The sequence below is a fragment of the Celeribacter litoreus genome (genome assembly GCF_020165855.1).
GTDB lineage: Bacteria > Pseudomonadota > Alphaproteobacteria > Rhodobacterales > Rhodobacteraceae > Celeribacter > Celeribacter litoreus.
In genome coordinates this window covers 167,552-191,417 of the sequence record NZ_JAIUFY010000015.1, presented here as the reverse complement: position 1 = coordinate 191,417, position 23,866 = coordinate 167,552, and the positions used below count along the sequence as shown (strand labels likewise).

General features: G+C 59.1%; 24 protein-coding genes. 10 read left to right on the top strand and 14 right to left on the bottom strand.

All coding sequences use genetic code 11. The features are described from left to right. Positions 1-122 precede the first annotated feature (122 nt). Positions 123-851, top strand: coding sequence for a pentapeptide repeat-containing protein (locus LA304_RS17225; RefSeq protein ID WP_224504420.1), 729 nt, complete (start codon positions 123-125; stop codon positions 849-851). A gap of 5 nt (positions 852-856) precedes the next feature. Here LA304_RS17225 and LA304_RS17220 read toward each other — a convergent pair whose 3' ends face one another. After that, positions 857-2,044 (bottom strand): amidohydrolase, encoded by a 1,188-nt coding sequence (locus LA304_RS17220; protein ID WP_224504419.1) that lies wholly within the window; start codon positions 2,042-2,044, stop codon positions 857-859. Positions 2,045-2,223: 179 nt separating this feature from the next. Here LA304_RS17220 and LA304_RS17215 point away from each other — a divergent pair, with 179 nt between their 5' ends. Beyond that, positions 2,224-2,781, top strand: a complete 558-nt coding sequence (locus tag LA304_RS17215; RefSeq protein ID WP_224504418.1) for a hypothetical protein — start codon at positions 2,224-2,226, stop codon at positions 2,779-2,781. Positions 2,782-2,851: 70 nt separating this feature from the next. Here the strand turns inward: LA304_RS17215 and LA304_RS17210 are convergent, their stop codons facing one another. The 3 genes from LA304_RS17210 to LA304_RS17200 all read right to left on the bottom strand — a co-directional run bounded on the left by LA304_RS17210 (position 2,852) and on the right by LA304_RS17200 (position 6,383). Further along, positions 2,852-4,285 carry an NAD(P)(+) transhydrogenase (Re/Si-specific) subunit beta gene (locus LA304_RS17210; protein ID WP_224504417.1) on the bottom strand — a complete coding sequence of 478 codons (1,434 nt, stop codon included), beginning with the start codon at positions 4,283-4,285 and terminating at the stop codon, positions 2,852-2,854. 15 nt (positions 4,286-4,300) lie between these two features. Beyond that, complete coding sequence (locus tag LA304_RS17205) at positions 4,301-5,872, bottom strand: Re/Si-specific NAD(P)(+) transhydrogenase subunit alpha (RefSeq protein WP_224504416.1); 1,572 nt, start codon at positions 5,870-5,872, stop codon at positions 4,301-4,303. Positions 5,873-5,981: 109 nt separating this feature from the next. Further along, complete coding sequence (locus tag LA304_RS17200) at positions 5,982-6,383, bottom strand: methyltransferase family protein (RefSeq protein ID WP_224504415.1); 402 nt, start codon at positions 6,381-6,383, stop codon at positions 5,982-5,984. Between the two features lie 88 nt (positions 6,384-6,471). On the opposite strand from LA304_RS17200, the gene LA304_RS17195 reads away from it, so the two are divergent. Then, positions 6,472-6,945 carry a GNAT family N-acetyltransferase gene (locus tag LA304_RS17195; RefSeq protein WP_224504414.1) on the top strand — a complete coding sequence of 158 codons (474 nt, stop codon included), beginning with the start codon at positions 6,472-6,474 and terminating at the stop codon, positions 6,943-6,945. Here LA304_RS17195 and LA304_RS17190 read toward each other — a convergent pair. From LA304_RS17190 to LA304_RS17170, 5 genes are all read right to left on the bottom strand, one after another. Continuing rightward, positions 6,942-7,724 (bottom strand): SDR family NAD(P)-dependent oxidoreductase, encoded by a 783-nt coding sequence (locus LA304_RS17190; protein WP_224504413.1) that lies wholly within the window; start codon positions 7,722-7,724, stop codon positions 6,942-6,944. The genes LA304_RS17195 and LA304_RS17190 overlap by 4 nt on opposite strands. A 165-nt stretch (positions 7,725-7,889) precedes the next feature. Further along, entirely contained in the window at positions 7,890-8,666 is a 777-nt protein-coding gene (locus LA304_RS17185) for a gamma-glutamyl-gamma-aminobutyrate hydrolase family protein (protein ID WP_224504412.1), read from the bottom strand. A gap of 151 nt (positions 8,667-8,817) precedes the next feature. Continuing rightward, complete coding sequence (locus tag LA304_RS17180; protein ID WP_224504411.1) at positions 8,818-9,243, bottom strand: GlcG/HbpS family heme-binding protein; 426 nt, start codon at positions 9,241-9,243, stop codon at positions 8,818-8,820. Between the two features lie 3 nt (positions 9,244-9,246). Next, complete coding sequence (locus LA304_RS17175) at positions 9,247-11,388, bottom strand: malate synthase G (protein WP_224504410.1); 2,142 nt, start codon at positions 11,386-11,388, stop codon at positions 9,247-9,249. Positions 11,389-11,509: 121 nt separating this feature from the next. Further along, entirely contained in the window at positions 11,510-11,698 is a 189-nt protein-coding gene (locus tag LA304_RS17170; protein WP_224504409.1) for a hypothetical protein, read from the bottom strand. A 110-nt stretch (positions 11,699-11,808) separates the two neighbouring features. Between LA304_RS17170 and pepN the strand changes: the two genes are divergently transcribed. The 3 genes from pepN to LA304_RS17155 all read left to right on the top strand — a co-directional run bounded on the left by pepN (position 11,809) and on the right by LA304_RS17155 (position 15,633). Further along, on the top strand, positions 11,809-14,358 hold the full coding sequence (pepN, locus tag LA304_RS17165; RefSeq protein WP_224504408.1) for an aminopeptidase N: 2,550 nt from the start codon (positions 11,809-11,811) through the stop codon (positions 14,356-14,358). A gap of 197 nt (positions 14,359-14,555) precedes the next feature. Then, entirely contained in the window at positions 14,556-15,014 is a 459-nt protein-coding gene (locus tag LA304_RS17160) for a c-type cytochrome (RefSeq protein WP_224504407.1), read from the top strand. 22 nt (positions 15,015-15,036) lie between these two features. Then, positions 15,037-15,633 (top strand): cytochrome b/b6 domain-containing protein, encoded by a 597-nt coding sequence (locus tag LA304_RS17155; protein ID WP_224504406.1) that lies wholly within the window; start codon positions 15,037-15,039, stop codon positions 15,631-15,633. Between the two features lie 42 nt (positions 15,634-15,675). Here the strand turns inward: LA304_RS17155 and LA304_RS17150 are convergent, their stop codons facing one another. The 3 genes from LA304_RS17150 to LA304_RS17140 form a co-directional block, all read right to left on the bottom strand. Further along, the gene (locus LA304_RS17150; RefSeq protein WP_224504405.1) at positions 15,676-16,455 is read right to left on the bottom strand and encodes a dioxygenase family protein; all 780 of its coding nucleotides are present in this window, start codon (positions 16,453-16,455) and stop codon (positions 15,676-15,678) included. 88 nt (positions 16,456-16,543) lie between these two features. After that, on the bottom strand, positions 16,544-16,999 hold the full coding sequence (locus LA304_RS17145; RefSeq protein ID WP_224504404.1) for an Lrp/AsnC family transcriptional regulator: 456 nt from the start codon (positions 16,997-16,999) through the stop codon (positions 16,544-16,546). Continuing rightward, a complete protein-coding gene (locus tag LA304_RS17140) occupies positions 16,996-17,451 on the bottom strand; it encodes an Lrp/AsnC family transcriptional regulator (protein WP_224504403.1) in 456 nt (151 codons plus the stop codon). Before LA304_RS17140 ends, LA304_RS17145 begins: the two co-directional genes overlap by 4 nt. A gap of 238 nt (positions 17,452-17,689) precedes the next feature. Between LA304_RS17140 and LA304_RS17135 the strand changes: the two genes are divergently transcribed. From LA304_RS17135 to LA304_RS17120, 4 genes are all read left to right on the top strand, one after another. Then, positions 17,690-18,820: a Hint domain-containing protein gene (locus LA304_RS17135; RefSeq protein ID WP_224504402.1), complete on the top strand. Its 1,131-nt coding sequence runs from the start codon at positions 17,690-17,692 to the stop codon at positions 18,818-18,820. A 155-nt stretch (positions 18,821-18,975) separates the two neighbouring features. Further along, the gene (ilvC, locus tag LA304_RS17130; protein WP_224504401.1) at positions 18,976-19,998 is read left to right on the top strand and encodes a ketol-acid reductoisomerase; all 1,023 of its coding nucleotides are present in this window, start codon (positions 18,976-18,978) and stop codon (positions 19,996-19,998) included. Positions 19,999-20,067: 69 nt separating this feature from the next. After that, positions 20,068-20,991, top strand: a complete 924-nt coding sequence (locus tag LA304_RS17125; protein ID WP_224504400.1) for a DMT family transporter — start codon at positions 20,068-20,070, stop codon at positions 20,989-20,991. A 56-nt stretch (positions 20,992-21,047) separates the two neighbouring features. After that, positions 21,048-21,446, top strand: coding sequence for a hypothetical protein (locus LA304_RS17120; protein WP_224504399.1), 399 nt, complete (start codon positions 21,048-21,050; stop codon positions 21,444-21,446). Between the two features lie 51 nt (positions 21,447-21,497). On the opposite strand, the gene glmM is transcribed toward LA304_RS17120, so the two are convergent. Both glmM and folP read right to left on the bottom strand, forming a co-directional pair. Beyond that, complete coding sequence (gene glmM, locus LA304_RS17115; protein ID WP_224504398.1) at positions 21,498-22,847, bottom strand: phosphoglucosamine mutase; 1,350 nt, start codon at positions 22,845-22,847, stop codon at positions 21,498-21,500. Beyond that, complete coding sequence (gene folP / locus LA304_RS17110) at positions 22,837-23,865, bottom strand: dihydropteroate synthase (RefSeq protein ID WP_224504397.1); 1,029 nt, start codon at positions 23,863-23,865, stop codon at positions 22,837-22,839. The genes glmM and folP overlap by 11 nt, the downstream gene beginning before the upstream one ends. Position 23,866 lies beyond the last annotated feature (1 nt).

Sequence of the window (23,866 nt, the reverse complement as noted above, 5' to 3'; positions counted from 1 at the left end):
TGCTTATAGGAATACAACTGTATACTTTCGTCTCAGTTCCGGTCATCCTATTTCCAGCAGCATTTATTCATGCACACCCCTCGACGGGGGTAACAAGTGGCCAGCAATGAGAGAAAGCGCTCATGTTTACAGCTCTTTACACGATTTTCGGCACCACTATTTTGCTCGTTATTATCCTTCTTTTTCTGTGGCAATGGCGTCAGCCGTCATGGATGGGGTTCCGCGGGCGCACGCTTTGGGATTGGTTGGAAATTTTTACAATCCCGGCCTATCTCGGGATCGCCTCGCTGGTTTTGGGCTTTGTGCAACTCGAACTTGCGGGCCTGCGCGCCGAAGAGGCCGCGTTTCAGACCTATCTCGACCGCATCTCTGACACGGATTTATCGAACCCGGACACCCACGCCATTGTCCGTGCGCAAACGAGTGCTGTGCTCACGCAGGTCACCGGCGCCCGCTCAGCCCGCGTGTTGCGGGTCTTATCAGAACTCGAAGCGATTCACATTGCGCGCCCCGACCTCGAAGGACATGACCTGCGGCGCACAGAGTTGAAGGGCCTCGATCTCCGAGGCCTGAACTTCGAAGAAGCCAAGCTCAAAGGCGCGGACTTCGAAGGCGCGCTCTTGCAAGGCAGCAACTTTGAGGATGCGGACCTGAGAGGGGCCGACTTCAAAGAGGCCAATCTCACTGACGTAGATTTCAGTGGCGCAAATCTACGGAACGCGAGCCTCGCCCGCGCCTTGGTCACGAACGCGAATTTCGAGAGCGCAAAGAACGTCTCGGATGATCAATGGGCCAAAACATGTGACAGGCCTAACGCCTGTATGGCCCATACCGAAGACGACGATGACTGACGGCCTTAGCCGAGTTCTTCAGCCACCACGTTCATCCAGTAGGCAACGCCAATCGGGATCAGGTCGTCATTGAAGTCGAACTTCGGCGTGTGCACATAGGCCGCATCAGGTCCATCGCCATTGCCGATGGACACATAAGCGCCCGGAATTTTTTCGAGATAGTATGCGAAATCCTCGCTCGCTCCGATGGCCGAGGCCTTCGTATCCGTCAGAGCCTCGCCAAGCCCCGCCACATGCGCGCGACCAGCCACAGCCACCTCATCCGCGCTGTTCACGAGAGGCGGATACCCGCGATCATAGACTAACTTCGCCTCAACTCCGGCTGCCATCGCACAACCTTCGGCCAACCGCGTGATTTCACGTTCAAGCGTATCGCGCACCTCCGGCCGATAGCTACGCGCCGTGCCCGCGACGAGGACGTGCGCCGGAATGATATTCGGGCTCTCGCGATCCCCGCCTGCCAGATGTCCGATGGAGACCACGGCCCAATCCGTGAGCCCAACCTTGCGCGAGACGACGTTCGACAGGCTCGCCATGAACTGCCCTGCGGCGACGGTCGGATCGGTTGCATTCTCCGGCGCGGCGCCGTGACCTCCGGTCCCTTCGAAACTCACCTCCCAATTGTCAGAGGCAGAGGCGTAGGGCCCCACACGGGTAGTCAACGCGCCGAGCGGCTCCATCGGTCCGTTGTGCACGCCGTAAATCGCGTCCGTCGGAAAGAGATCGAACAAACCGTCCTTGATCATCTCATAGGCACCGCCCCCGCCCTCTTCGGCGGGTTGGAAGACAAAGCGCACGCTGCCCGCAAAGTCGGGATTGGCCGCGAGCTTTTCTGCCGCCCCCAAGAGCATCGTCGTGTGCCCATCATGTCCGCAGGCATGCATCTTTCCGGAAACGGTCGAGGCATAGGGCTTGCCCGTCTCCTCGGTAATGTGCAGCGCATCCATATCGGCGCGCAGGCCGATCACCTTTTGGCCGGGTCGATTGCCTTTAAGCGTGCCGACCACGCCCGTTTTCCCGAGACCGCGATGCACCTCGATCCCCAACCCTTCGAGAAACTCTGCAACCAAATTGGAGGTCCGCACTTCCTCGTAAGCCGTTTCAGGATGGGCATGAATGTCCTGACGGATCGATTTCAGGCGATCAATGAACTCCTGATCTTCGGCGATATCTGCGGGAGTAACGTGTGGCATGGAGCGATCCTTTTCACTGCGATCACAGAGTGTTGGAACTCCTACCGAATGAAAAGAGGACGCTGCGCATAGGGCCTGTGCGTCCTACGGTGCAGACGCCGCCGCAGCGCCATTTGCGCCAGAACAAACACGAGATCGCGAATATATGGGACAATGGGGCATGGAGGAGGAGGACCACCATGACATATTCAACACCCAAACCAACGGGACTCACCCGTCGTGCCGTTTTGCTCTCGGCGCTGGCACTGGGCCTTGCAGCCTGTACGCAGACGCTCATCGAGCCAGAGGTCGCGCAAAGCCTGACCATTCGCAACATTGGCTATAGCACCGCCAATCTCAGACTGATGAACGTCCGAGGATTGCCAATCTCCGAGCAGCAGCTCGTCTCCGATCTCGATATCGCCATTCGTCGCGAGCTGGCGCCATACATGTCGCGAGGCGGGAACGCGGACCTGCACATCGACCTGACACGCGTTCTGCTCAAAGGGCCGGAAATGTCCCTCGTGGCAGGCGGCAACAGCTTCATCGACGCCAAGGTCTCCGTTACGAGCGTGATGGACGGCACCCCCGTGCTCGAACCCAAGGTCTTTTCCGGCATGGAGGACGAAATGCGTTGGGGCGGGATTATCGGCGCCATGAGCGCACCGCCCGCGCAAGAAGACTACGACAACACGGTGAACGGATTTGCCGTGATGTTGCGGCAGGCCCTCTTTGAAGGCGGCGCCACGATGTACTGAACGCGCTCGAATGCGCACGAAAAAGGGCGGCCCGAGAGCCGCCCTTTCTATATCACGATGCGTGACGCGATCAGTCGATTTTCGGGAGCAGGTCGCCGATGGACTGTTTTGCGTCGCCGTAATACATGCGCGTGTTGTCTTTGTAGAACAGCGGGTTTTCGATGCCGGAGTAACCGGTACCCTGACCACGCTTGGACACGAACACCTGCTTGGCTTTCCAGACTTCCAGAACCGGCATGCCCGCAATCGGAGAGTTCGGGTCGTCTTGCGCGGCCGGGTTCACGATGTCGTTGGAGCCGATCACGATGACCACATCCGTATCCGGGAAGTCGTCGTTGATCTCGTCCATTTCCATCACGATGTCGTACGGCACTTTGGCTTCTGCGAGGAGCACGTTCATGTGCCCCGGCAGACGACCCGCCACAGGGTGGATCGCAAAGCGGACGTTCTTGCCCTTGGCGCGCAGTTTACGGGTCATTTCGGCCACGTTCTGCTGTGCCTGAGCCACGGCCATACCGTAGCCCGGAACGATGATGATGCTGTCTGCGTCGTTCAGAGCATTGGCCACACCGTCCACATCGATGGCAACCTGTTCGCCTTCGACTTCCATCGCCGGACCAGCCGTGCCGCCAAAGCCGCCGAGGATCACGGAGACGAAGGAGCGGTTCATAGCCTTACACATGATGTAGGACAGGATCGCACCGGAGGAGCCCACGAGCGCACCCACAACGATCAGAAGGTCGTTGGAGAGCGAGAAGCCGATCGCAGCCGCGGCCCAGCCCGAGTAGGAGTTGAGCATCGACACAACCACCGGCATGTCGGCGCCGCCGATGCCCATGATCAGGTGATAGCCGATGAACAGCGCCATCGCGGTCATGACGAACAGCGGCAGAAGACCACCGGTGTTGAAGTACCAGATCAGCGAGAGCAGAGAGATTGCAGCCGCAGACGCGTTGAGCACGTGGCCACCCGGCAGTTTCTTGGCCGCAGAGGTCACTTTACCTGCGAGTTTGCCATAGGCGATCACGGAGCCGGTGAAGGTCACAGCACCGATGAAGATCCCGAGGAAGAGTTCCACCTTGAGGATGTTCAGCTCAACAGGCGATTTGTGAGCCACGAGGGCTGCAAACGCGCCGAGGTCTTCCATGCCGTGCGCGTCGAGACCGGCCACACGGGCCATCACGAAGTGCGCGTTGAAGCCGACGAACACAGCCGCCAGACCAACGAGCGAGTGCATCGCTGCCACAAGCTGCGGCATCTCGGTCATTTCGACCTTCTTCGCCACATACCAGCCGATGAGACCACCGCCTGCGATCAGGATCACAGACAGGAGCCACAGGCCGGAGCCCGGGCCAATAAGGGTTGCGAACACAGCGAGCGCCATACCCGCAATCCCGTACCAAACAGCGCGTTTGGCGCTTTCCTGTCCGGACAGACCGCCCAGAGACAGGATGAAGAGAACAGCGGCAACAACGTAGGCCGCAGTGGTAAATCCGAATTCCATTGTCTCTCTCCCGCCTTACGATTTCTGGAACATGGCGAGCATGCGCCGGGTCACGAGGAAGCCACCGAAAATGTTGATACCGGCCATAAAGACCGACAGGGCGGCAAGGATGATCACAAGGAAGGAGCCCGATCCGATTTGCATCAGAGCGCCGAGAATGATGATCGAGGAGATCGCGTTGGTCACAGCCATGAGCGGCGTGTGGAGCGAGTGCGAGACGTTCCAGATGACCTGGAAGCCGACGAACACGGAGAGCACGAACACAATGAAGTGCTGCATGAAGGACGCAGGCGCAACGAGGCCCACACCCAAGAGAAGCACGGCACCAACAACGAGCAGAGTGACCTGCTGTTTGGTCTGCGCTTTGAACGCAGCGATTTCTTCTGCGCGTTTCTCTTCCGGTGTTTTCTCTTTGACGACTTCTTTCGGCTTCGCAGCAATCGCGGCCACTTTCGGAGGCGGCGGCGGGAAGGTGATGTCGCCCTCAAACGTGACGGTCGCACCGCGGATCACGTCGTCTTCCATGTTGTGGTTGATCTGACCGTCTTTTTCCGGGGTCAGGTCAGCCATCATGTGACGGATGTTGGTCGCGTAGAGCGTCGAGGCCTGCGTCGCCATGCGGGACGGGAAGTCGGTGTAGCCGATGATGGTCACGCCATTGTCGGTCACGATTTTCTCGTCAGCCACGGTGAGCTTGCAGTTGCCGCCCTTTTCCGCCGCGAGGTCAACGATCACGGAACCCGGTTTCATCGCCTCGACCATGTCTTTGGTCCAGAGCTCCGGCGCTTCGCGGTTCGGGATGAGCGCGGTGGTGATTACGATGTCCACCTCAGGCGCAAGTTCACGGAACTTGGCGAGCTGGGCGTTGCGGAATTCTTCGGACTGAACAGAGGCGTACCCACCGGTGGCGGCGCCGTCCTGCTGTTCTTCTTCGAAATCGAGGTAAACGAATTCGGCGCCCATGGATTCGACCTGCTCGGCCACTTCCGGACGCACGTCGAATGCGTAGGTGATTGCGCCGAGGGACGTGGACGTCCCGATGGCGGCGAGACCGGCCACACCAGCACCCACAACGAGCACTTTCGCAGGCGGCACTTTACCAGCAGCCGTCACCTGACCGGTGAAGAAGCGGCCGAAGTTGTTACCAGCCTCGATCACCGCGCGGTAGCCCGCGATGTTGGCCATGGACGACAACGCGTCCATCTTCTGAGCGCGCGAGATACGCGGCACCATTTCCATGGCGATCACGTTGGCACCGGAGGCTTTCGCCTTTTCCATGCCCTCTGCGTTGCCGCCCGGGTTGAAGAACGAGATAAGGGTCTGGTCTTTGCGCAGACGCTTCATCTCTGTTTCATCAGGCTGGCGCACTTTCGCGACGATGTCGCTTGCCTTCCACAGCGCCGCTGCGGTCTTGATGACCTCAACTCCTGCGGCTTCATAATCGCTGTCGGAGAAACCGGCACGGGCACCCGCACCAGATTCGACAGCAATCTCGTAACCAAGCTTCTGAATCTGCTTGGCACTATCCGGCGTCAACGCAACACGCGCCTCGCCTTCATAGATTTCCTTAGGAACACCGAATTTCACGTATTGGTCCTCTTTTTCCCCAGTCCTAAAACGCTGACACCTTACTTACTTAACGCGGCAGCGCAGCGCAACAATATTGCGCAATGGTCGTAGATTCTGTGACAGCGCGTCACAGCCAACGCCGTGTATGAGCGGCCCAGGTTTGAAATTCCTCACGAAATTCCGTCCTCAGCCAGTTTTCTTCCTCCCTGATAAACCGCCGCTCGATCACGATCATAAAGACCGGGATCAGAACGACACCTATCGGGCTGCCGCACAGTAATGCAACGCCTCCGAGAGTAAAGACGTCACCAAGATAAATCGGGTTTCGTGTAAATCTGTAAACCCCATCCGTCACGATTGACGTCGGCACGCGATGCGGGATCACCGTCGTGCGGTGCCGCCACATGGCGTAAACAGCGAGGATCATCAGACACAGCCCGATCAAAATGATGGCGCAACCGATCAATTGCACAAAGAACGGTGTAGCAATTTCGATACCAAAACGCGCGAAGAGGTAGGTGACGGCCATAAAGGCCACGGTCCAGATCGGGGGATAATCAAGGTGACGCATGCAAGCGACGCTAGCGCGTGATCCCGCCCGAGGCTAGAAGGGAGGCATGAAATTGCGCCCTTTGACCCGAAAAGATTCCGCTGCCTGCCATCGGGTTTTCCTACATGCCGTGCATGAAGGCGCAAAGGCGCATTATTCATCCGAACAACGCGCCGCCTGGGCGCCGAAGACCGCGCGCCCCCACGAAGACTGGCCCGAAATGATCACCCACGGCTTTGCCATCGGGGCAACGCGCTGGGGTCGGATTCGCGGTTTCTTTGCGATGGGAACGGACGGGTTCATTGATCTGGCCTATGTCCACCCGTCAGAGATGGGCAAAGGCACCGCCGGAAAACTCTATGACGCCTGTGAGAACGAGGCGCGACGGCTCGGTCTCTCCCACATGGAAACCGAGGCCTCCCATCTCGCCCGCCGCTTTTTCGAGAAACGGGGATGGTCGGTGACGGCGCAGCAGACCGTGATCCGCAACGCCGTCGCAATTGAAAATTTCAGGATGGAAAAACAGCTCTCGTCGTCTTAGGCGATGCTCTCGACGATCCCGCCCTCGACCTTGAGTGCCGCGCCCGTTGTCGCACTCGCCTGCGGGGAGGCAACGTAGACGCACATCGCGGCCACTTCCTCCGGCGAAGCGAAACGCCCCAAGAGGCCGGAGGGACGTTTTTCCTGCAGAAAGAGAGCCTCCGCTTCTTCGACGCTCACGCCACGTTCTTCCGCCATCGCGCTCAGCATCCGACCTGCGCCTTCGGTGCGGGTCGGACCAGGCAAGATCGTGTTCACGGTCACGCCGGTTCGCGCCAGAACCTTGGCCAAACCGCGCGACAGACCCTGAAGCGCCGATTTGGAGACGCCATACTGAACCATATCAAATGGAATGTTGAGCGCGGATTCGCTGGAGATGAACTGGATGCGCCCCCACCCGCGGGCACGCATGCCTTCGGCGTAGTGACGCGACAGGCGCACACCGCTCATGACGTTGATCTGGAAATAGGTCTCCCAATCGTCATCCGTCAGATCAAAATAGTCCTTACGACCATAGATACCGAGGTTGTTGATCAGGATATCCGCCTCCGGCTCCGCCGCGATCAGCGTCGCACAGCCCTCTGACGTGCCCAAATCAGCCACCACGCCGCGGACGCTGTCTCCGCCGATCTGCGCGAGCGCGGAATCGACACTCTCTTGCGTGCGTCCAGTGATGACGACATCTGCTCCGGCCTCGGCCAGTCCGGTTGCAATCGCCAGCCCGATTCCTCCGGTTGAGCCGGTTACAATTGCCGTTTTCCCTGACAAATCAATCTTCATGAGACGCCTCTTCTTTTCCATAACTTTTGGCAAGCCATCCAGACAGCCCGCCCGATCACCGGAAAGCTAGGCGCAGCGCGCCGCGTGAAAAGGGCAGCATTCAGGAAAGACTTTCCACGAAACATTCACAATTGAATCACGCAGAGTGACCTTCAAAGCCGCGTATTAAGCGGTCTCTTGCAACTCACCTTTGCGCGCATTCGAGAAGGCATAAACGGCCTTGCCAAATGCTTCGAACAGGGGCTTCGAAACAGGATCCTCGCCTGCGCGGTATTCAGGGTGCCATTGCACCGCGAGCGTGAAGCCCGGCGCATCTTTCACGTAGATTGCCTCGGGCGTTCCGTCGGGGGCATAGCCCTCAACCACGATCCGCGCGCCAGGTTTCTTGATCCCCTGACCGTGGAGCGTGTTGGTCATCACCTCTTCAGACCCCAGAAGCGCCTCGAACACGCCGCCTTTGGCGAATTTCACAGGATGGCGAAGCGCGAATTTCTCTTCAATCGTCCCATCCGGCGGCATCCGGTGGTTCATGCGCCCCGGCAGGTCCCGGATTTCCGGATAGAGCGTCCCGCCCATCGCGACGTTGACCTCCTGAAACCCGCGGCAAATCCCGAGAAACGGTTGCCCCTTTTCGACGCAGGCGCGGATCAGCGGCAGAGCCACCGCATCGCGACACCGATCAAAGGCCCCGTGTGCTTCGGTTTCAGGTTCACCATACTCTTCGGGGTGCACATTTGGCCGACCGCCAGTGAAGAGAAAGCCGTCGCAGGCCTCCATCAGCTCTGCAACGGACACAAAATTGGGATCAGCAGGAATGAGCAGAGGGAGACAGCCGGACACCTCCGACACGGCCTCCGCATTCATACGTCCGCCCGTGTAGGCGGGATACTGACCGTTCAATAGGTCCGAGTTACCAATGATACCAACGACGGGCCGCGACATGTCTTAGTCCCCTTTTGGCCTTACCATAATGGCTTTGGTCCGAGAGAAAAGGGGGAGAGAGCGTCGGAGCTTCGTTGGCCTGAGCACAACCGTTGTGCGCACGATTGCGCCGCCCGTTTTTTGGTCACGCGCATTTTCGCGCTTAAACGCCTCATGGACGCGCGTTCAGGCCCGCTGCTGTGATGCCGGCGCGGGCGGCCTCGGCGTCATGCTCCGGCGTATCGCCTGCGACCCCGACGGCCCCGATCACGGCACCCTCTGTGGAGAGCACCAAAACACTCCCCGGGAGCGCCACGAGTTGCCCGAAAGCCGCTCTTGCGCCCGAGATGAGTTCCGGCATCCGCTCCGCGCGATCCGCCAACTCTGAACCGTTGAGCCCCATCAGAACCGCGCCCTTCGCCTTGGCATGCGCGAGATCAAACCGGCCCGGCGGAGCGGCGTCTGCGCGGGCAAACGCCTGCACGTGGCCGCCTGCGTCGAGCACCACAACACTAAGCGGGTTCCACCCGAGACTTTCGCCATGCGCCATGGCCGTAGCGATAATCGTCTGCGCCTGAGACAGCGTGATCTCCGTCATCGCTCAGGCCTCCGCCTTCATCTCCAGACGACGGGCGTGCAGAACCGGCTCCGTGTAGCCGGACGGCTGGACACGACCCTCGAACACGAGATCACAGGCCGCCTTGAACGCGAACCCGTCAAACGCTGGCGCCATCGGGCGATAGAGCGGATCGTCGGCGTTTTGACGGTCCACGACAGCTGCCATCTTCTTCATGGCCGCCATGACCTGCTCCTCGGAGACAACGCCGTGGTGCAGCCAGTTGGCGAGACCCTGAGACGAAATCCGGCAGGTGGCGCGGTCTTCCATCAGACCAACGTCATGAATGTCCGGCACTTTGGAACAGCCCACGCCCTGATCAATCCAACGGACAACGTAGCCAAGGATCCCCTGCGCATTGTTCTCGACTTCGGCGGTGATTTCTTCATCCGACCAGTTCACGCCTTTTGCGACCGGAATGGTGATCAGATCTTCGAGCGTTCCACGCGCACCGCCAGCGGCGATTTCGTCCTGAACGGCGAAAACGTCGACCTTATGATAATGCGTTGCATGCAGCGTCGCGGCTGTCGGCGACGGTACCCATGCACAGGTCGCGCCCGCTTTCGGGTGGCCGATCTTGGTTTCCAGCATGGCGTGCATCAGGTCCGGCATGGCCCACATGCCTTTGCCGATCTGGGCTTTGCCTTTGAGACCGCAGGCAAGGCCGATGTCCACGTTGCGCTCCTCATAGGATTTGATCCACGGCTGATCCTTCATCTCGCCTTTGCGGATCATCGGACCCGCTTCCATCGAGGTGTGGATTTCGTCGCCGGTGCGATCGAGGAAGCCTGTGTTGATAAATGCCACACGATGCTTTGCCGCGCGGATACATTCCTTGAGGTTCACCGAGGTGCGGCGCTCTTCGTCCATGATACCGAGTTTGACGGTGTATTGCGGCAGGCCGAGAATTGCTTCGACGCGGGTGAAAATCTCATCCGCAAAGGCGACCTCTTCGGGGCCATGCATTTTCGGCTTCACAACATAGACAGAGCCTTCGACGGAGTTGCGCGGGCCTTCGGTCTTTTGCAGGTCGTGCATCGCAATCATCACGGTCACAAGCGAATCCATGATGCCTTCACCGATCTCGATCCCGTCTTTGTCGAGGATCGCAGGGTTCGTCATCAAGTGTCCGACGTTGCGGACAAGCATCATAGCGCGACCTTGTAGCGTGATCTCGGCGCCTTCAGGCGACGTGAATACGCGGTCCGGATTGAGCGCGCGGGTAAAGATCTTGCCGCCCTTCGCAACTTCTTCTGTCAGATCGCCCTTCATCAGGCCGAGCCAGTTGCGGTACGCGCCGACTTTCTCTTCGGCGTCCACAGCGGCCACAGAATCTTCGCAATCCATGATGGCGGAGACGGCGGCCTCGACCAGAATGTCGGAAATCCCCGCCTTATCCTGCGCGCCAACCGGCGTGGACGGATCAATCACGATGTCGATGTAAAGACCGTTCTTTTGCAGGAGGACGTGACCCTCGGAGGAACCCGCGAACTGTGCGGGATCGGCCAGACCCGTCTCCCCCATCGCGCCATCTACGAGGAGCATCCCGTTTTTCACGGTGAGCGCGGTCACATCGGCCCAGCTTCCACCCGCGAGCGGAGCAGCTGCGTCGAGATGCGCTTTTGCCCATGCGATAACCCGTGCGCCACGGTCCGCATCATACCCTTTGCCCGTCGGCAGATCGCCCAGCGCATCCGTGCCGTAGAGCGCATCGTAAAGAGACCCCCACCGCGCATTGGCGGCGTTGAGGGCGTAGCGTGCATTCGTAATCGGCACCACGAGCTGCGGGCCCGGTTTGGTGGCGAATTCCGGATCGATGTTCGAGGTCTCGACAGTGAAGTCGGGGCCCTCTTCAACGAGGTAGCCAATCTCACGCAGGAACGCGGCGTAGGCCTCGGGATCATGATCCTGCCCCTTGCGGGCGAGGTGCCATTCGTCGATCTGGCTCTGGATCGCGTCGCGTTTAGCGAGGAGCGCGCGGTTCTTCGGGCCAAGCTCATGCACGAGCGCCGACAAACCCTCCCAAAACGCCCCGACATCCACACCCGTGCCCGGAAGGGCCTCGGTCTCGATGAATTGGGCAATCTCGGGGGCGACCTGGAGGCCGAATTTGTCGATACGCGTCATATGGGAATCACCTTCTAAGGGCTGTATTTCAGAAGGACTTTAATCAGTTTCCTATCGGAAACCAAACGCCCCGTCCTGATGCCCCCTGCAAAGGCCTGCCGCACATCTGCGCGGGTCCCGATTATTCCGCGATCGGGCTCGCGTCACCTTCGGTTACGACGGGCGACGGCTCCGTGGACTCGTCGTCAAATGCGAGGTTCATAACACCAAAGAGCATCAACAGACCGACGAGCACCGCGGAAATAATCCCGATCAGGGGAACTTTGTGCTGCTTTTCTTGCGTTTCAAGATTTGTGTCAGGAGCGGACATGGTCTCTTCCTTTCATCTCTATTTCTCATCACGGGGGCATGAGTTGCAGCCCCCTGCTCAGAGGACTAACGTCCGAGACGAATACAGGTTCCAATTCCAAAGGGTCACCAATGAAAGACAGCGCACCGCAAACCATCTACCTCGCGGATTACACCCCGTTCGGGTATGAGATCGAAAGCGTCCACCTCACATTTCAACTTGCCCCGACCGCGACGCGCGTCCTGTCGAAAATTGCCTTCACACCAAACCCTGCCGCCACCGACAAACGGTTCTTCCTGCACGGCGAAGAACTCAAACTGATCTCGGCCAAAATCGACGGCGCAGAGATCACGCCACGCATGGTCGAAGGCGGGCTTGAGGCCGATGTGCCCGACGCGCCGTTCGTGTGGGAGGCCGAGGTCGAAATCTCGCCCGAAACCAACACCGCGCTCGAAGGGCTCTATATGTCCAACGGCATGTATTGCACCCAGTGTGAGGCCGAAGGCTTCCGCAAGATCACTTTCTACCCCGACCGCCCCGACGTCATGGCAACCTTCACCGTCCGCATCGAGGGCGACCTGCCCGTCATGATGTCGAACGGCAACCCGCTCACCAAAGGGGAGGGTTTTGTCGAATGGCAAGACCCGTGGCCAAAGCCCGCCTATCTCTTCGCCCTCGTCGCGGGCGATCTGATCAACCACCCCGGCACCTTCACCACCAAATCCGGCAAGGACGTCGAACTGAACATCTGGGTCCGTCCCGGAGATGAAGGCAAATGCGCCTTCGGGATGCAGGCGCTCAAGGACTCGATGAAGTGGGACGAGGACACCTACGGACGCGAGTACGATTTGGACATTTTCAACATCGTCGCCGTCGATGACTTCAACATGGGCGCAATGGAGAACAAGGGTTTGAACGTCTTCAACTCGTCCTGTGTTCTCGCCTCTCAGGAAACTTCCACCGACGCGAACTTCGAACGGGTCGAGGGCATCATCGCCCACGAGTATTTCCACAACTGGACCGGCAACCGCATCACCTGCCGCGACTGGTTCCAACTCTGCCTCAAAGAGGGCCTGACCGTCTACCGCGACCAGATGTTCTCCGGCGACATGCGCAGCCATGCGGTCAAACGCATCGAAGAGGTGATGATCCTCCGCGCCCGCCAGTTCCGTGAGGACAACGGCCCCCTCGCCCACCCTGTGCGCCCCGAGAGCTTTGTGGAGATCAACAACTTCTACACCGCGACCGTCTATGAGAAAGGCGCAGAGATCATCGGCATGCTCCGCCGCCTGATCGGGGATGAGGCCTATTCGAAAGGCTGCGATCTCTACTTTGACCGCCACGACGGTCAGGCCGTCACGATTGAGGACTGGCTGACCGTGTTCGAGGACGTGACTGGCCGCGACCTGTCCCAGTTCAAGCAATGGTATAGTCAGGCCGGCACCCCGCGCCTCAAGATGACCGAGACATGGGAAGATGGCACCCTCACGCTCACCTTTACGCAGACGACGCCCGCAACCCCCGGCCAGACAGAGAAGAACCCGCAGGTGATCCCGATTGCCGTCGGCCTGATCGGTCCGAATGGCGACGAAGTGGTGCCGACCACCGTGCTCGAAATGACCGAAGCGGAGCAGAGCTTTACCTTCGACGGTCTCGGCGCGCGTCCGGTGGCCTCTGTGCTGCGCGACTTCTCCGCGCCTGTGATTTTGGAGCGCGAGATGGACGCGGAGACTCGGGCCTTCCTTCTGGCCCACGACACCGATCCGTTCCAGACATGGGAGATGGGTCGGATGCTCGCGAAGGACACACTCATCGCGCTGATCACCGAGGGCACGGAGCCCGCCGCTGCCTATCTCGACGCAATCAAGTCGGTTGTCGCAGACGACACCCAAGACCCTGCCTTCCGCGCTCTGGTCCTCGGGCTGCCATCGCAGGACGATCTGGCGCAGACGCTGTTCGACGCGGGCGTGACGCCTGATCCGATGAAAATTTACGAGGCCCGCGAGAGCCTGCGCCGACACCTTGCCCGACACTTGTCCCACGTTTTGCCGACAGTGTTCCGACCCACCGAACCGGGCACTTATAAGCCCGACGCAGAGGGCTCCGGTCGTCGCTCTTTGAGCCTCGCCGCGCTGTCTCTTTTGACGCTCAATGACGGTGGAGAGGCCGCGAAACAACTCTTCGCGCAGGCCGACAATATGACCGAACAGGCGGGTGCCTTGCAGGCGCTTTTGTCCGCTGATCTGGGCACAGAGGAGCTCCAAGCTTTTGAAACGCAATGGAAAGAGGACCGTCTCGTCATGGACAAATGGTTCATGATGCAGGTCGCCTCCGCCGCCCCTGAGAAGGCGGTGCAGGTTGCAAATGATCTGACGCAGCATCCAGCGTTTACAAACAAGAACCCGAACCGCTTCCGCGCAGTCTTCGGCGCGCTGACGGCGAACCATGCGGGCTTCCACCACGCGAGCGGCGCGGCCTATAAATTGCTTGCAGATCAATTGATTAGCCTCGACGCACTGAACCCGCAAACGACCGCCCGCATGTCCGGCGCGTTCGAGACGTGGAAGCGCTACGACGCCGATCGTCAGGCCATGATCAAGGCGGAACTGGAGCGCATCCTCGCCACGCCGAAGCTCTCTCGAGATACCACAGAGATGGTCACACGCATCCTGTCGGCCTGATAGAAAAGAGAGCGCCGCACAGGCCCGCCTGAGCAGGTTTGCGCAACCATAACAAAGATTTGACCGCCTTCGGGCGGTCAAATGCGTGTCATCGCCAGATTGTCACATTCAATTTTCCATATCCTATGGCACACTCAAGGAACCGCGTGAGCGACAAGCCATTTCTTTTTGTGTGACCAGACAGGGAAACCTCTCAAATGCGTAAACTTCTTATTTCCACCGTAATTGCGGCAACCGCCGCCACCGGCGCTTTTGCCCAATCGCCCTCCGACACCGCCAAAGCCCGCCGCGCCTTCTTCACCCTCGTCGGTTTCGAGATGAGCACCCTCGGCGGCATGGCGCAGGGGAAAATCGACTATGACGCGGAACTCGCCTCACAAACCGCGCAAGACCTGATGACGCTGGGCGGATACACCATCACTGATCTCTTCGCACCGGGCACGTCCAACGACGACCTGATGGGTGAAACGCGTGCAGAAGCGGCCATCTGGGAAGACATGGACGGCTTTCAGGAGAAAGGGATGGCATTCTATGAGGCTGTCGTGGCCCTCAATGAGGTCGCCGGAGACGGCCTCGACGCCCTTCGCCCTGCCGTTGGCCAACTCGGCGGGACTTGCAAAGCGTGCCACGACGATTACCGTGCCTCCGATTTCTGAACTGGGCACGAGCACGTAATTCATGTCTGACCATCTCGAAAATACCTACGTGTGGGACCCGGTTGTACGGGTCCTTCACTGGGCGCTTGTGATCTCTTTCGCCACCGCGTGGGGTCTCGGGAAATTCGGCCCGAACCAGATGACCCTGCACTTTTACGCAGGCTATACGGTGGCGGGGATTGTGGTGCTCCGTGTCCTATGGGGACTCTTCGGATTTCACACTGCGAAGTTTGTGAATTTCGTCCGGGGGCCAAAACAGGTCATCTCCTACGCAAAAACGCTCCCGCTGAAAGAGCCCTCGCGCAGCTTCGGCCACAATCCTGTCGGTGCGCTCTTTGTTGTTGGCGTTCTGGTCGTCCTCGCGATGCAAATTGCAAGTGGCCTGCTCGCCGATCCGGAAGACTACATCAACGTCGGACCGCTCGCTCAGTATGTGTCGGCGAGCACCGCACGTAAGGCCCTCTCGCTACACGAACCGCTTTCGACCCTCTTGCTCCTGATGGTCGTCGCGCACATTGGCGCGATCTTCTGGTATAAGAAACGAAAAGGCGAAAATCTCGTGAAACCGATGGTCACGGGATATGCGGATCTCCCTCAGAGCAAGACTGCGGGAGAATGAATAGAAGGGCGCCAACCAACGGCGCCCTTTTCTTTCATGGACTTACGCTACGGGGATTGTCACGCGACCGCTAATTTCGCCGACCGCACCCTCAGTCAAAGTCATGGTCTGCTGTTTCAGTTCTTCGGCACTGTTGTTCCGGAAAATGCCGTCACGTTCGAGCGGGATATTCGCCAAGTTCTGGATCGAACGCGCGTAGACCGTCCCGTAGGCCTCGTAGATGTCCCCGATCTCAGCTTCTGGAAGAGCGATCTGCGACGTGAGCATCGGACGCGCACCGGAGATCGCCGCTTCGACATTCTCGAACACTTCGAAATGGATATGCGGCCAACGCCCTCGGTAGCACCCGGGGACAGTCGTCTCGAAGGTCACGACCCCGTTCTCATCCGCAACACCCAATCCGCGAAGCCAGTTTGCCCCAGCGACGTTATACATCGAATAGGCCCCATCCGCGTCACAGTGCCAGATGTAAATCGCAGCCCCCGCGAGCGGCATGCACCCCGGATAATCTTGCAACTCTATGTCCAGCGTCACCTTGCTCCCGCCAGCGGTGCCACTGTAGGGGCCGAAAGACGTGGTGATATCGCGACGGATCACCCCCTCTTGGCGCAAGATATCGACGATTTGACCATCCTTGCGGTTGGTTCCATCGGCCGGAAATGGCCCCGCAGTCTCACGCGGCACGGCAACACAGTCGAGCGCAGCCGCAGGAAGACCCGATCCGACGGCTACCCCCAAGCCGCCAAACAGCCCCATAAAACGGCGGCGGCCGAGCAGGTTCGGAAGGTCATGTTGAAACCCGTGATCGTCGGAATGTGGCATCTGCAATTCTCCATTGAATGTCGTTACTCATGTAACGCATGGAGATGAAAAGCCGTCGTCATACCGCATAAACTCTGCGTGAGGCCGTTTAGAGAGGCCCCGGCAAGAGTTCTTCAGACAAAACCACGTTAGCCTCGACGTTGCCCACCCCGGGGAGTGTCATAATCCGCCGACGCAACACGCGCTCGAAATCGGGCAAGTCCTGCGCCACCACGCGAAGCCGATAGTCAAAAAGCCCAAGAACGTGCTGCACTGTCTGCACTTCGGGGATCGCGCGCACAGCGCGCTCAAAGTCTTCAAGCGACACACGGCCTTTTGTGGCAAGCTTCACACCGAGAAATACCGTGACGCCAAACCCGAGGGCCTCAAGGTTCAGATCAACACGACGCGGCCCGAACACGCCCGCGTCCTTCAGGCGCTTGATCCGTCGCCACGTCGCGGGCTGGCTGAGCCCCAATTCACGACCAAGCGCACCTGCGGATTGCGTCGCATCCTTGCACAGCGCGAGCACAAGTTGGCGGTCGATATCATCAAGTTCGATCATAGCGGCACCGATTGTGCATCTTTGATGGTCGCGACCTGCATCAGGGCCTCAATATCTGTCATGTGTGGCAGAGTCAGGATATGTTCGCGGTAGATCCGTTGGTAATCCGGCAAGTCCCGCGCGATGACGAGCAAACGGGCATCTACACGCCCGAGGAACGTCCCGATCGAGATCACCTCCGGCACCTCACGCGCCGCTGCGATGAATTCGTCAAAGGCGCGCGGCTCGGTCTTGTCGAGGGTCACACGCAGGGACACCTCGACACTATACCCGAGCGCTTGCCAGTCGACCTCTTCGCGAATGGCTTTGACGACACCCGCCTTTCGCAGGCGTTCCAGCCGACGAATGAACGTCGAATGCGTCATCCCCGCACGTTCCGCCAGATCTGCGACAGAGTCCTCTGGCGCCGCCTGAAGTTGGCGCAGCAGGCGCCTATCCGCATCGTCTACCATAAAATTTCCAGTTATTTTGCCCTCTCTGCATAATTAATAAATTGATTGATCCAATTCAAAGAAAATCATTCACCAGCCTGCACGGATGAAACCGCAAAAGACGACGTCGCGTAAACGAGCGAGAACGACGCAACTAAACCAGTCGGGCGCCATTAAATGGTCGAATTTCACACCCAAAAGTCCCGCAAAACAAGAACGCACGCGACAGGAAAACAGGCAACCCACTGAGAGCGGTCCGATGAGCGAAACCACGATCTACGTATATGAGGTCGATGACATCACTGTGGAAACCACAGACGGCAAAGCCGTGAAGGATGTTCTCGAAGACTCTCTGTGGGGGGACGCTTTCAGCTGGGAAAATCCGGACGATCTCGTGCTGACACTGCCCGACACGCCAACCGCTGTGACCTACGAGGACTCCGACGGCTTTTTGCAAGACGACCCGTATTCGGGCAGCAACGTCACAGATCAGATGCTGACCAGCGAAGTCCGGCTCAACAACACGAAATACAGGCCGAGCACCGGAACTGTGAGATGGGACAAGCCGACACCGGTGACCGTCGAGAGTGAATATAGCGTCGACCTCATCGGGTCGGACGGCATTACCTACACACTTGTCGGCATTTCGATCACCGAAGGCTACGACACAGAGATTGTCGGCGTTGCCTTTGACGGCGCGCAACCGCCTCTGGGGGTCACGCTCACCTACTTTCAAGGCAATACGACCTATAATTCCTCGGGTCCGTCTCTTGATCCGGCGCCGACCGTTCCCTGCTTTGCCGCAGGGACCAAAATCCAGACGCCCAGCGGCGAGGTACCTATTCAACACCTGAAAGCCGGCGATCTTGTCTCGACGCTCGACCACGGCCCTCGCCCGATCCTGTGGATCGGCCGCAGCACCGTCGACGGTCGCGCAAACCTCGCCCCGATCGAGATCGCGAAAGGCGCACTCGGAAACCGGAACAGCCTGAAGGTCTCTCCGAACCACCGCTTCCTCCTCCAAGGCGCAGAGATCGAAATCCTGTTTGCAGAGGATAGCGTCTTCGCACCCGCGAAGGCCCTCGTGAACGATCATTCCATTCGCCCCGCCCCCTGCCCACGAGTGACATACTTCCACATCTTGCTGAGCGGCCATGAGGTGATCTTTGCCGAGGGGATCGCCACGGAGAGCCTATTCACCGGGCCGATGGCGATGGAAGCGCTGGACGATGATGCGCGCACCGAGATTCACAAGATTTTCGAGGGCAACCACGCGAGCAAACACATCTTGAGCCGCCCCGAAATCACGATGACAGAGGCCGCCGCGCTCCAGCACAACTTCAATTACGCTCCCGGGCATCAGCCAGCGCGATTCACCTGCCTTGCGTAACGGCGCCGGGGCGAACCTCGCCGGAATGATTTTTTCACATTAGTTCGAATTGAATTATAAATTATTCGAAAAATTTGAAATTTGTATTCCTTTTGCGTTCCAATTCAGGCGCTAACGCGTATTTTCCCCTCAACACAAACGAGAAGGAATGCGAAATGCGCGTTTATTACGATCGCGATTGCGATGTGAACATCATCAAAGACAAAAAAGTCGCCATCCTCGGCTACGGCTCCCAGGGTCACGCCCACGCGCTCAACCTGCGCGACTCCGGTGCGAAAAACCTCGTCGTTGCTCTGCGCGAAGGTTCCCCGTCCGCGAAAAAAGCTGAAGCTGAAGGCCTGCAAGTCATGGGTATCGCCGAAGCCGCTGCTTGGTGTGACGTAATCATGTTCACCATGCCCGACGAACTTCAGGCAGAAACCTACAAAAAATACGTTCACGACAACCTCAAGCCGGGCTCCGCAATCGCGTTCGCCCACGGCCTGAACGTGCACTTCGGCCTCATCGAGCCGAAAGAAGGCGTTGACGTGATCATGATGGCTCCGAAAGGCCCGGGTCACACCGTGCGTGGCGAGTACACCAAAGGCGGCGGCGTGCCGTGCCTCGTGGCTGTTGACACCGACGCAACCGGCAAAGCCCTCGAAATCGGCCTGTCCTACTGCTCCGCCATCGGCGGCGGCCGCTCCGGCATCATCGAAACCAACTTCCGTGAAGAGTGTGAAACCGACCTCTTCGGCGAACAGGCTGTTCTCTGCGGCGGTCTCGTCGAACTGATCCGTTGCGGTTTCGAAACCCTCGTCGAAGCTGGCTACGCTCCGGAAATGGCCTATTTCGAGTGTCTGCACGAAGTGAAGCTCATCGTGGACCTGATCTACGAAGGCGGCATCGCGAACATGGACTACTCCATCTCCAACACCGCTGAGTACGGCCAGTACGTCACCGGCCCGCGCATCCTGCCGTACGAGCAGACCAAGAAAGCCATGAAAGAAGTCCTCACCGACATCCAGCAGGGCAAATTCGTGCGCGACTTCATGCTCGAGAACTCCGTTGGCCAGCCGACGCTCAAAGCGTCCCGCCGTGCAAACGACGAGCACCTCATCGAAGAAACCGGCAACAAGCTGCGCGGCATGATGCCGTGGATCACCGCCGGCAAAATGGTGGACAAAGAGCGCAACTAATTTGCGCCACATGTTGTAAAATCAAAGCAGGGTCGGCACAGTCGGCCCTGTTTTCTTTTGAGGCCTTTGATGCGCGACGCCCTGCCTGACATTACGCCCGCGAGTTGGATCATGGTTGGCATCCTCGGTTTTGTCTGGGGATCGACCTTTATGGTCATCGAAATTGCCCTCGAAGGCATCACGCCCTTCTGGCTCGCCACTTTCCGATTGGCGATTGCCGCGATGGTCATGACGGCGCTTTGGGCACGCGAAGGGTTTCGCATGGGAACCGACCCCGACAATCCGCCAACAGCCCTCGCCCTGATCTGGACCGGCGCGGTGTCTTCGGCCATTCCCTTTCTCCTGCTCAATTGGGGGCAACAGTATGTGACGTCCGGCTTCGCAGGCACGGCGATGGCCGCCGTTCCGCTTGTCGTTCTTCCAATGGCGCATTTCATGGTGGCCGGTGAACGGCTGACGATCCGCTCTATCATCGGAGTCACGGTGGGGTTCGGCGGGGTCTTCCTCCTCGTGGGGGATGGCGCGTTTGACAGCTCCGGCGCCGATCTGGAGCTGTGGGGGCGTCTCGCCTGTCTGACCGTTGCGTTTTGCTACGCCTTCAACTCCATCACGATCCGCCGCCTGCCCCGCATTCATCCGACGGCCCTAACGACGATCATGATGATTACAGCGACGGTCATCACCCTGCCCTTCTCGCTGATCCGCGAGGGCATCCCCGATGTTCCACCGACAAAAGCCTTCTTCGCGCTGATCTTCCTCGGTGTCGTCTCGACCGCTGCGATGAACCAATTGCGCGTGCTCGTGATCCGCTCGGCGGGGCCGACCTTTATGACCCTCGTGAACTATCAGGTCCCGGTCTGGTCGGTGACGCTCGGCGCGTTGATTTTAAGAGAGCAACTTCCGCCCACGCTCCTCATCGCTTTGCTCATGATTTTGTCAGGTGTCGCGATTTCGCAATGGCCTGCGGTGAAGCGACTCTTTGTCCGCCCTTGAGAACTTGCGCAGCTTTGCAGGATCGCGCTAACTGCCAACGCAAAGGAGCCACAAATATGACAGAGCAGCACGACGAGCACCTGCCGAAGGACATGACGCCGGTCAATGAGGCCAGCATCCGCGAAGAACGCGCGCGTATGTTCACGTTGGGCTTCTGGAAAAGCCTTCTGGCCGGAAAAGAGGGCTTGGGAGACACGTTCTGGGCAGGCAACTATCTCGCAGCACTTTTCTTTATTCCGGTTTACGTCATCCTACTGGCGATCCCGCCGCTCTATGGGCTTTTCCCCTATGTTTTTGGCGCGTTCGGGATTTACCTGCTCTTCGTTGCGCGTGCGGTCGCAAAGGCCAAACCGAAGGGCAATTCCGGTTTGGGGCTGAAAATCGTCGGTGTTCTATGGACCTTGATGAACGCAACCATGTGTTTGACAATGTCGCCCTTCACCGGCGGGGTCTAAAACAAAAAGCGGCCACTTGGGCCGCTTTTCTTTTAGGTTCTCGCGCCGCGCTTACGCAGTCGCCTCCTCGACCGCAGACACGACGCTATCGACCGCATCGACCATCGTGGCCTCGGACACACTCTCCGCCATCACGCGAATGAGCGGCTCCGTCCCGGATTTACGAATTAGCAAACGCCCGTTGCCATTCAGCTTCTCTTCCGCCGCCGAAATAGCCGCTTTGACCCGAGCGTCCTCAAGCGGGGTCTGCCCAGTCACGTAACGCACGTTCTTCAACAGCTGTGGCACGGGCTCGAAGACCTTCGTCAGCTCCGACGCTTTCTTACCCGTCTCGACCATAGCCGCTAGGAATTGCAGACCCGCGAGCAGACCATCGCCCGTGGTGGCATAATCGGTCATCACGATATGGCCGGACTGCTCACCGCCGAGATTGAAGCCGCCTTGACGCATCCGCTCGACAACATATCGGTCGCCGACGGTGGTACGTTCGAGGCGCAGACCTTCTGCCTCCAAAAACCGCTCAAGGCCGAGATTGGACATCACCGTCGCAACCAGCGCGCCGCCGGCCAGACGACCCTGATCGGCCCAGGACTTTGCCATCAGCCCCATGAGCTGATCCCCGTCCGCCACGGCACCCGTTTCATCGAGGATCATCACACGGTCCGCGTCACCGTCGAGACAAATCCCGACATGCGCACCATGGGCGACAACCGCCTCGGCGGCGGTCTGGACATAGGTCGATCCGCAGTGATCATTGATATTGCGGCCGTTTGGGGCGGTGCCGACCTGAATGACCTCTGCACCCAGTTCCCAAAGCACCTCCGGCGCGGTCCGGTAGGCGGCGCCATTGGCGCAATCGATGACGACCTTGAGACCCTGTAGGTTCATCCCGCGCGGCAGTGTAGACTTCACGCGCTCATTATAACGGAAACGCCCGTCATCAATCCGTTTTGCGCGACCGATCTTCGTCGCCTGCGCGGGTTCGACACCCTCTTCCATCAAGCGCTCGATCTCGGCCTCGGCCTCATCTGAAAGCTTGAACCCGTCCGGCCCGAAAAACTTGATCCCATTGTCCTCTGCCGGATTGTGCGAGGCAGAGATCATCACGCCGACATCCGCGCGCATTGAGGTCGTGAGCATCCCAACTGCAGGGGTCGGCACAGGGCCGAGAAGGAATACATTCATCCCCGTGGAGGTGAAGCCAGCCGTCATGGCGGTTTCGAACATGTAGCCTGACAAGCGCGTGTCCTTGCCGATCACGACGCGGTGCTCAGTCCCGCCATCCTTGCGGCGGAAATAGCGACCGGCGGCGGCTCCGAGTTTGAGCGCCATTTCCGCAGTCATTGGATAGGTGTTCGCGCGCCCGCGCACGCCGTCCGTTCCAAAGAATTTACGCGTCATAACTGCTCTCCTCACCATGAACCGCCTGCCAAAGCGCAAGCGCTTGTCGTGTTTCTTTTATGTCGTGCACACGGGTGATCTGCATTCCCTGCGCGATGCCGCCAAGTGCGACTGCAATAGACCCGGGCGCGCGGTCCTGCGCATCGGGGACTTGCCCGATTGTTCCAATGAACCTTTTGCGCGACGCCCCGAGCAGCACGGGACAACCGAGCGCGTGGAACAGCGATAGGCGCTCAAGCAGCGAAAGATTGTGCGCAACGGTTTTCCCGAAGCCGATACCCGGATCGACGATGATCTTCTCCCGCGCAATTCCCTGCGCCACGGCAAAGGCGACGCGCTCTTCGAGGAAGTCATACACGTCGAGCAGGACATTCTCGTAATTCGGATTTTCCTGCATCACTTCCGGATCACCCTGCGCATGCATCAGACACACACGCGCACAGGTTTCCTTCGCCACCGCGACGAGTTTCGGATCATGGGTGAACGCATAGACATCGTTGATGAGCGTGGCACCGGCGGCGACAGCCTGATCCGCAACGCGGGCCTTGCGCGTATCAATCGAGATCGGGACGGAAGAACCATTACGGATCGCCGCGATCACGGGGGCCGTCCGCCGGATTTCCTCATCTTCGATCACATAAGCCGCCCCGGGACGTGTGCTTTCGCCGCCAACGTCAATGATATCCGCGCCATCGGCCACCATGCCAAGCGCATGTTCCAGCGCCGCCTCCGGTCGCTCGAACTGTCCACCGTCGGAAAAGCTATCCGGCGTTGTATTCAGGATGCCCATTAGATTGGGGCGCGCCATATCCAGTCCGGCGACGATACCACGCGGGGCCGTCAGTCGCGTGAGGACCTCCGCAGGCACCTCAGATACAGGGATGATGCGCGGAGCGTCGTCTCGAGAGAGCACTTCGACGCTGTCAAACCACAGCCAGCCACCTGCGAGAGACAACGCGGTCTCAGGTCGCGCCGGATCAGAACACGGGATGGGACGGAAATAGAGTTTCTCAGACATG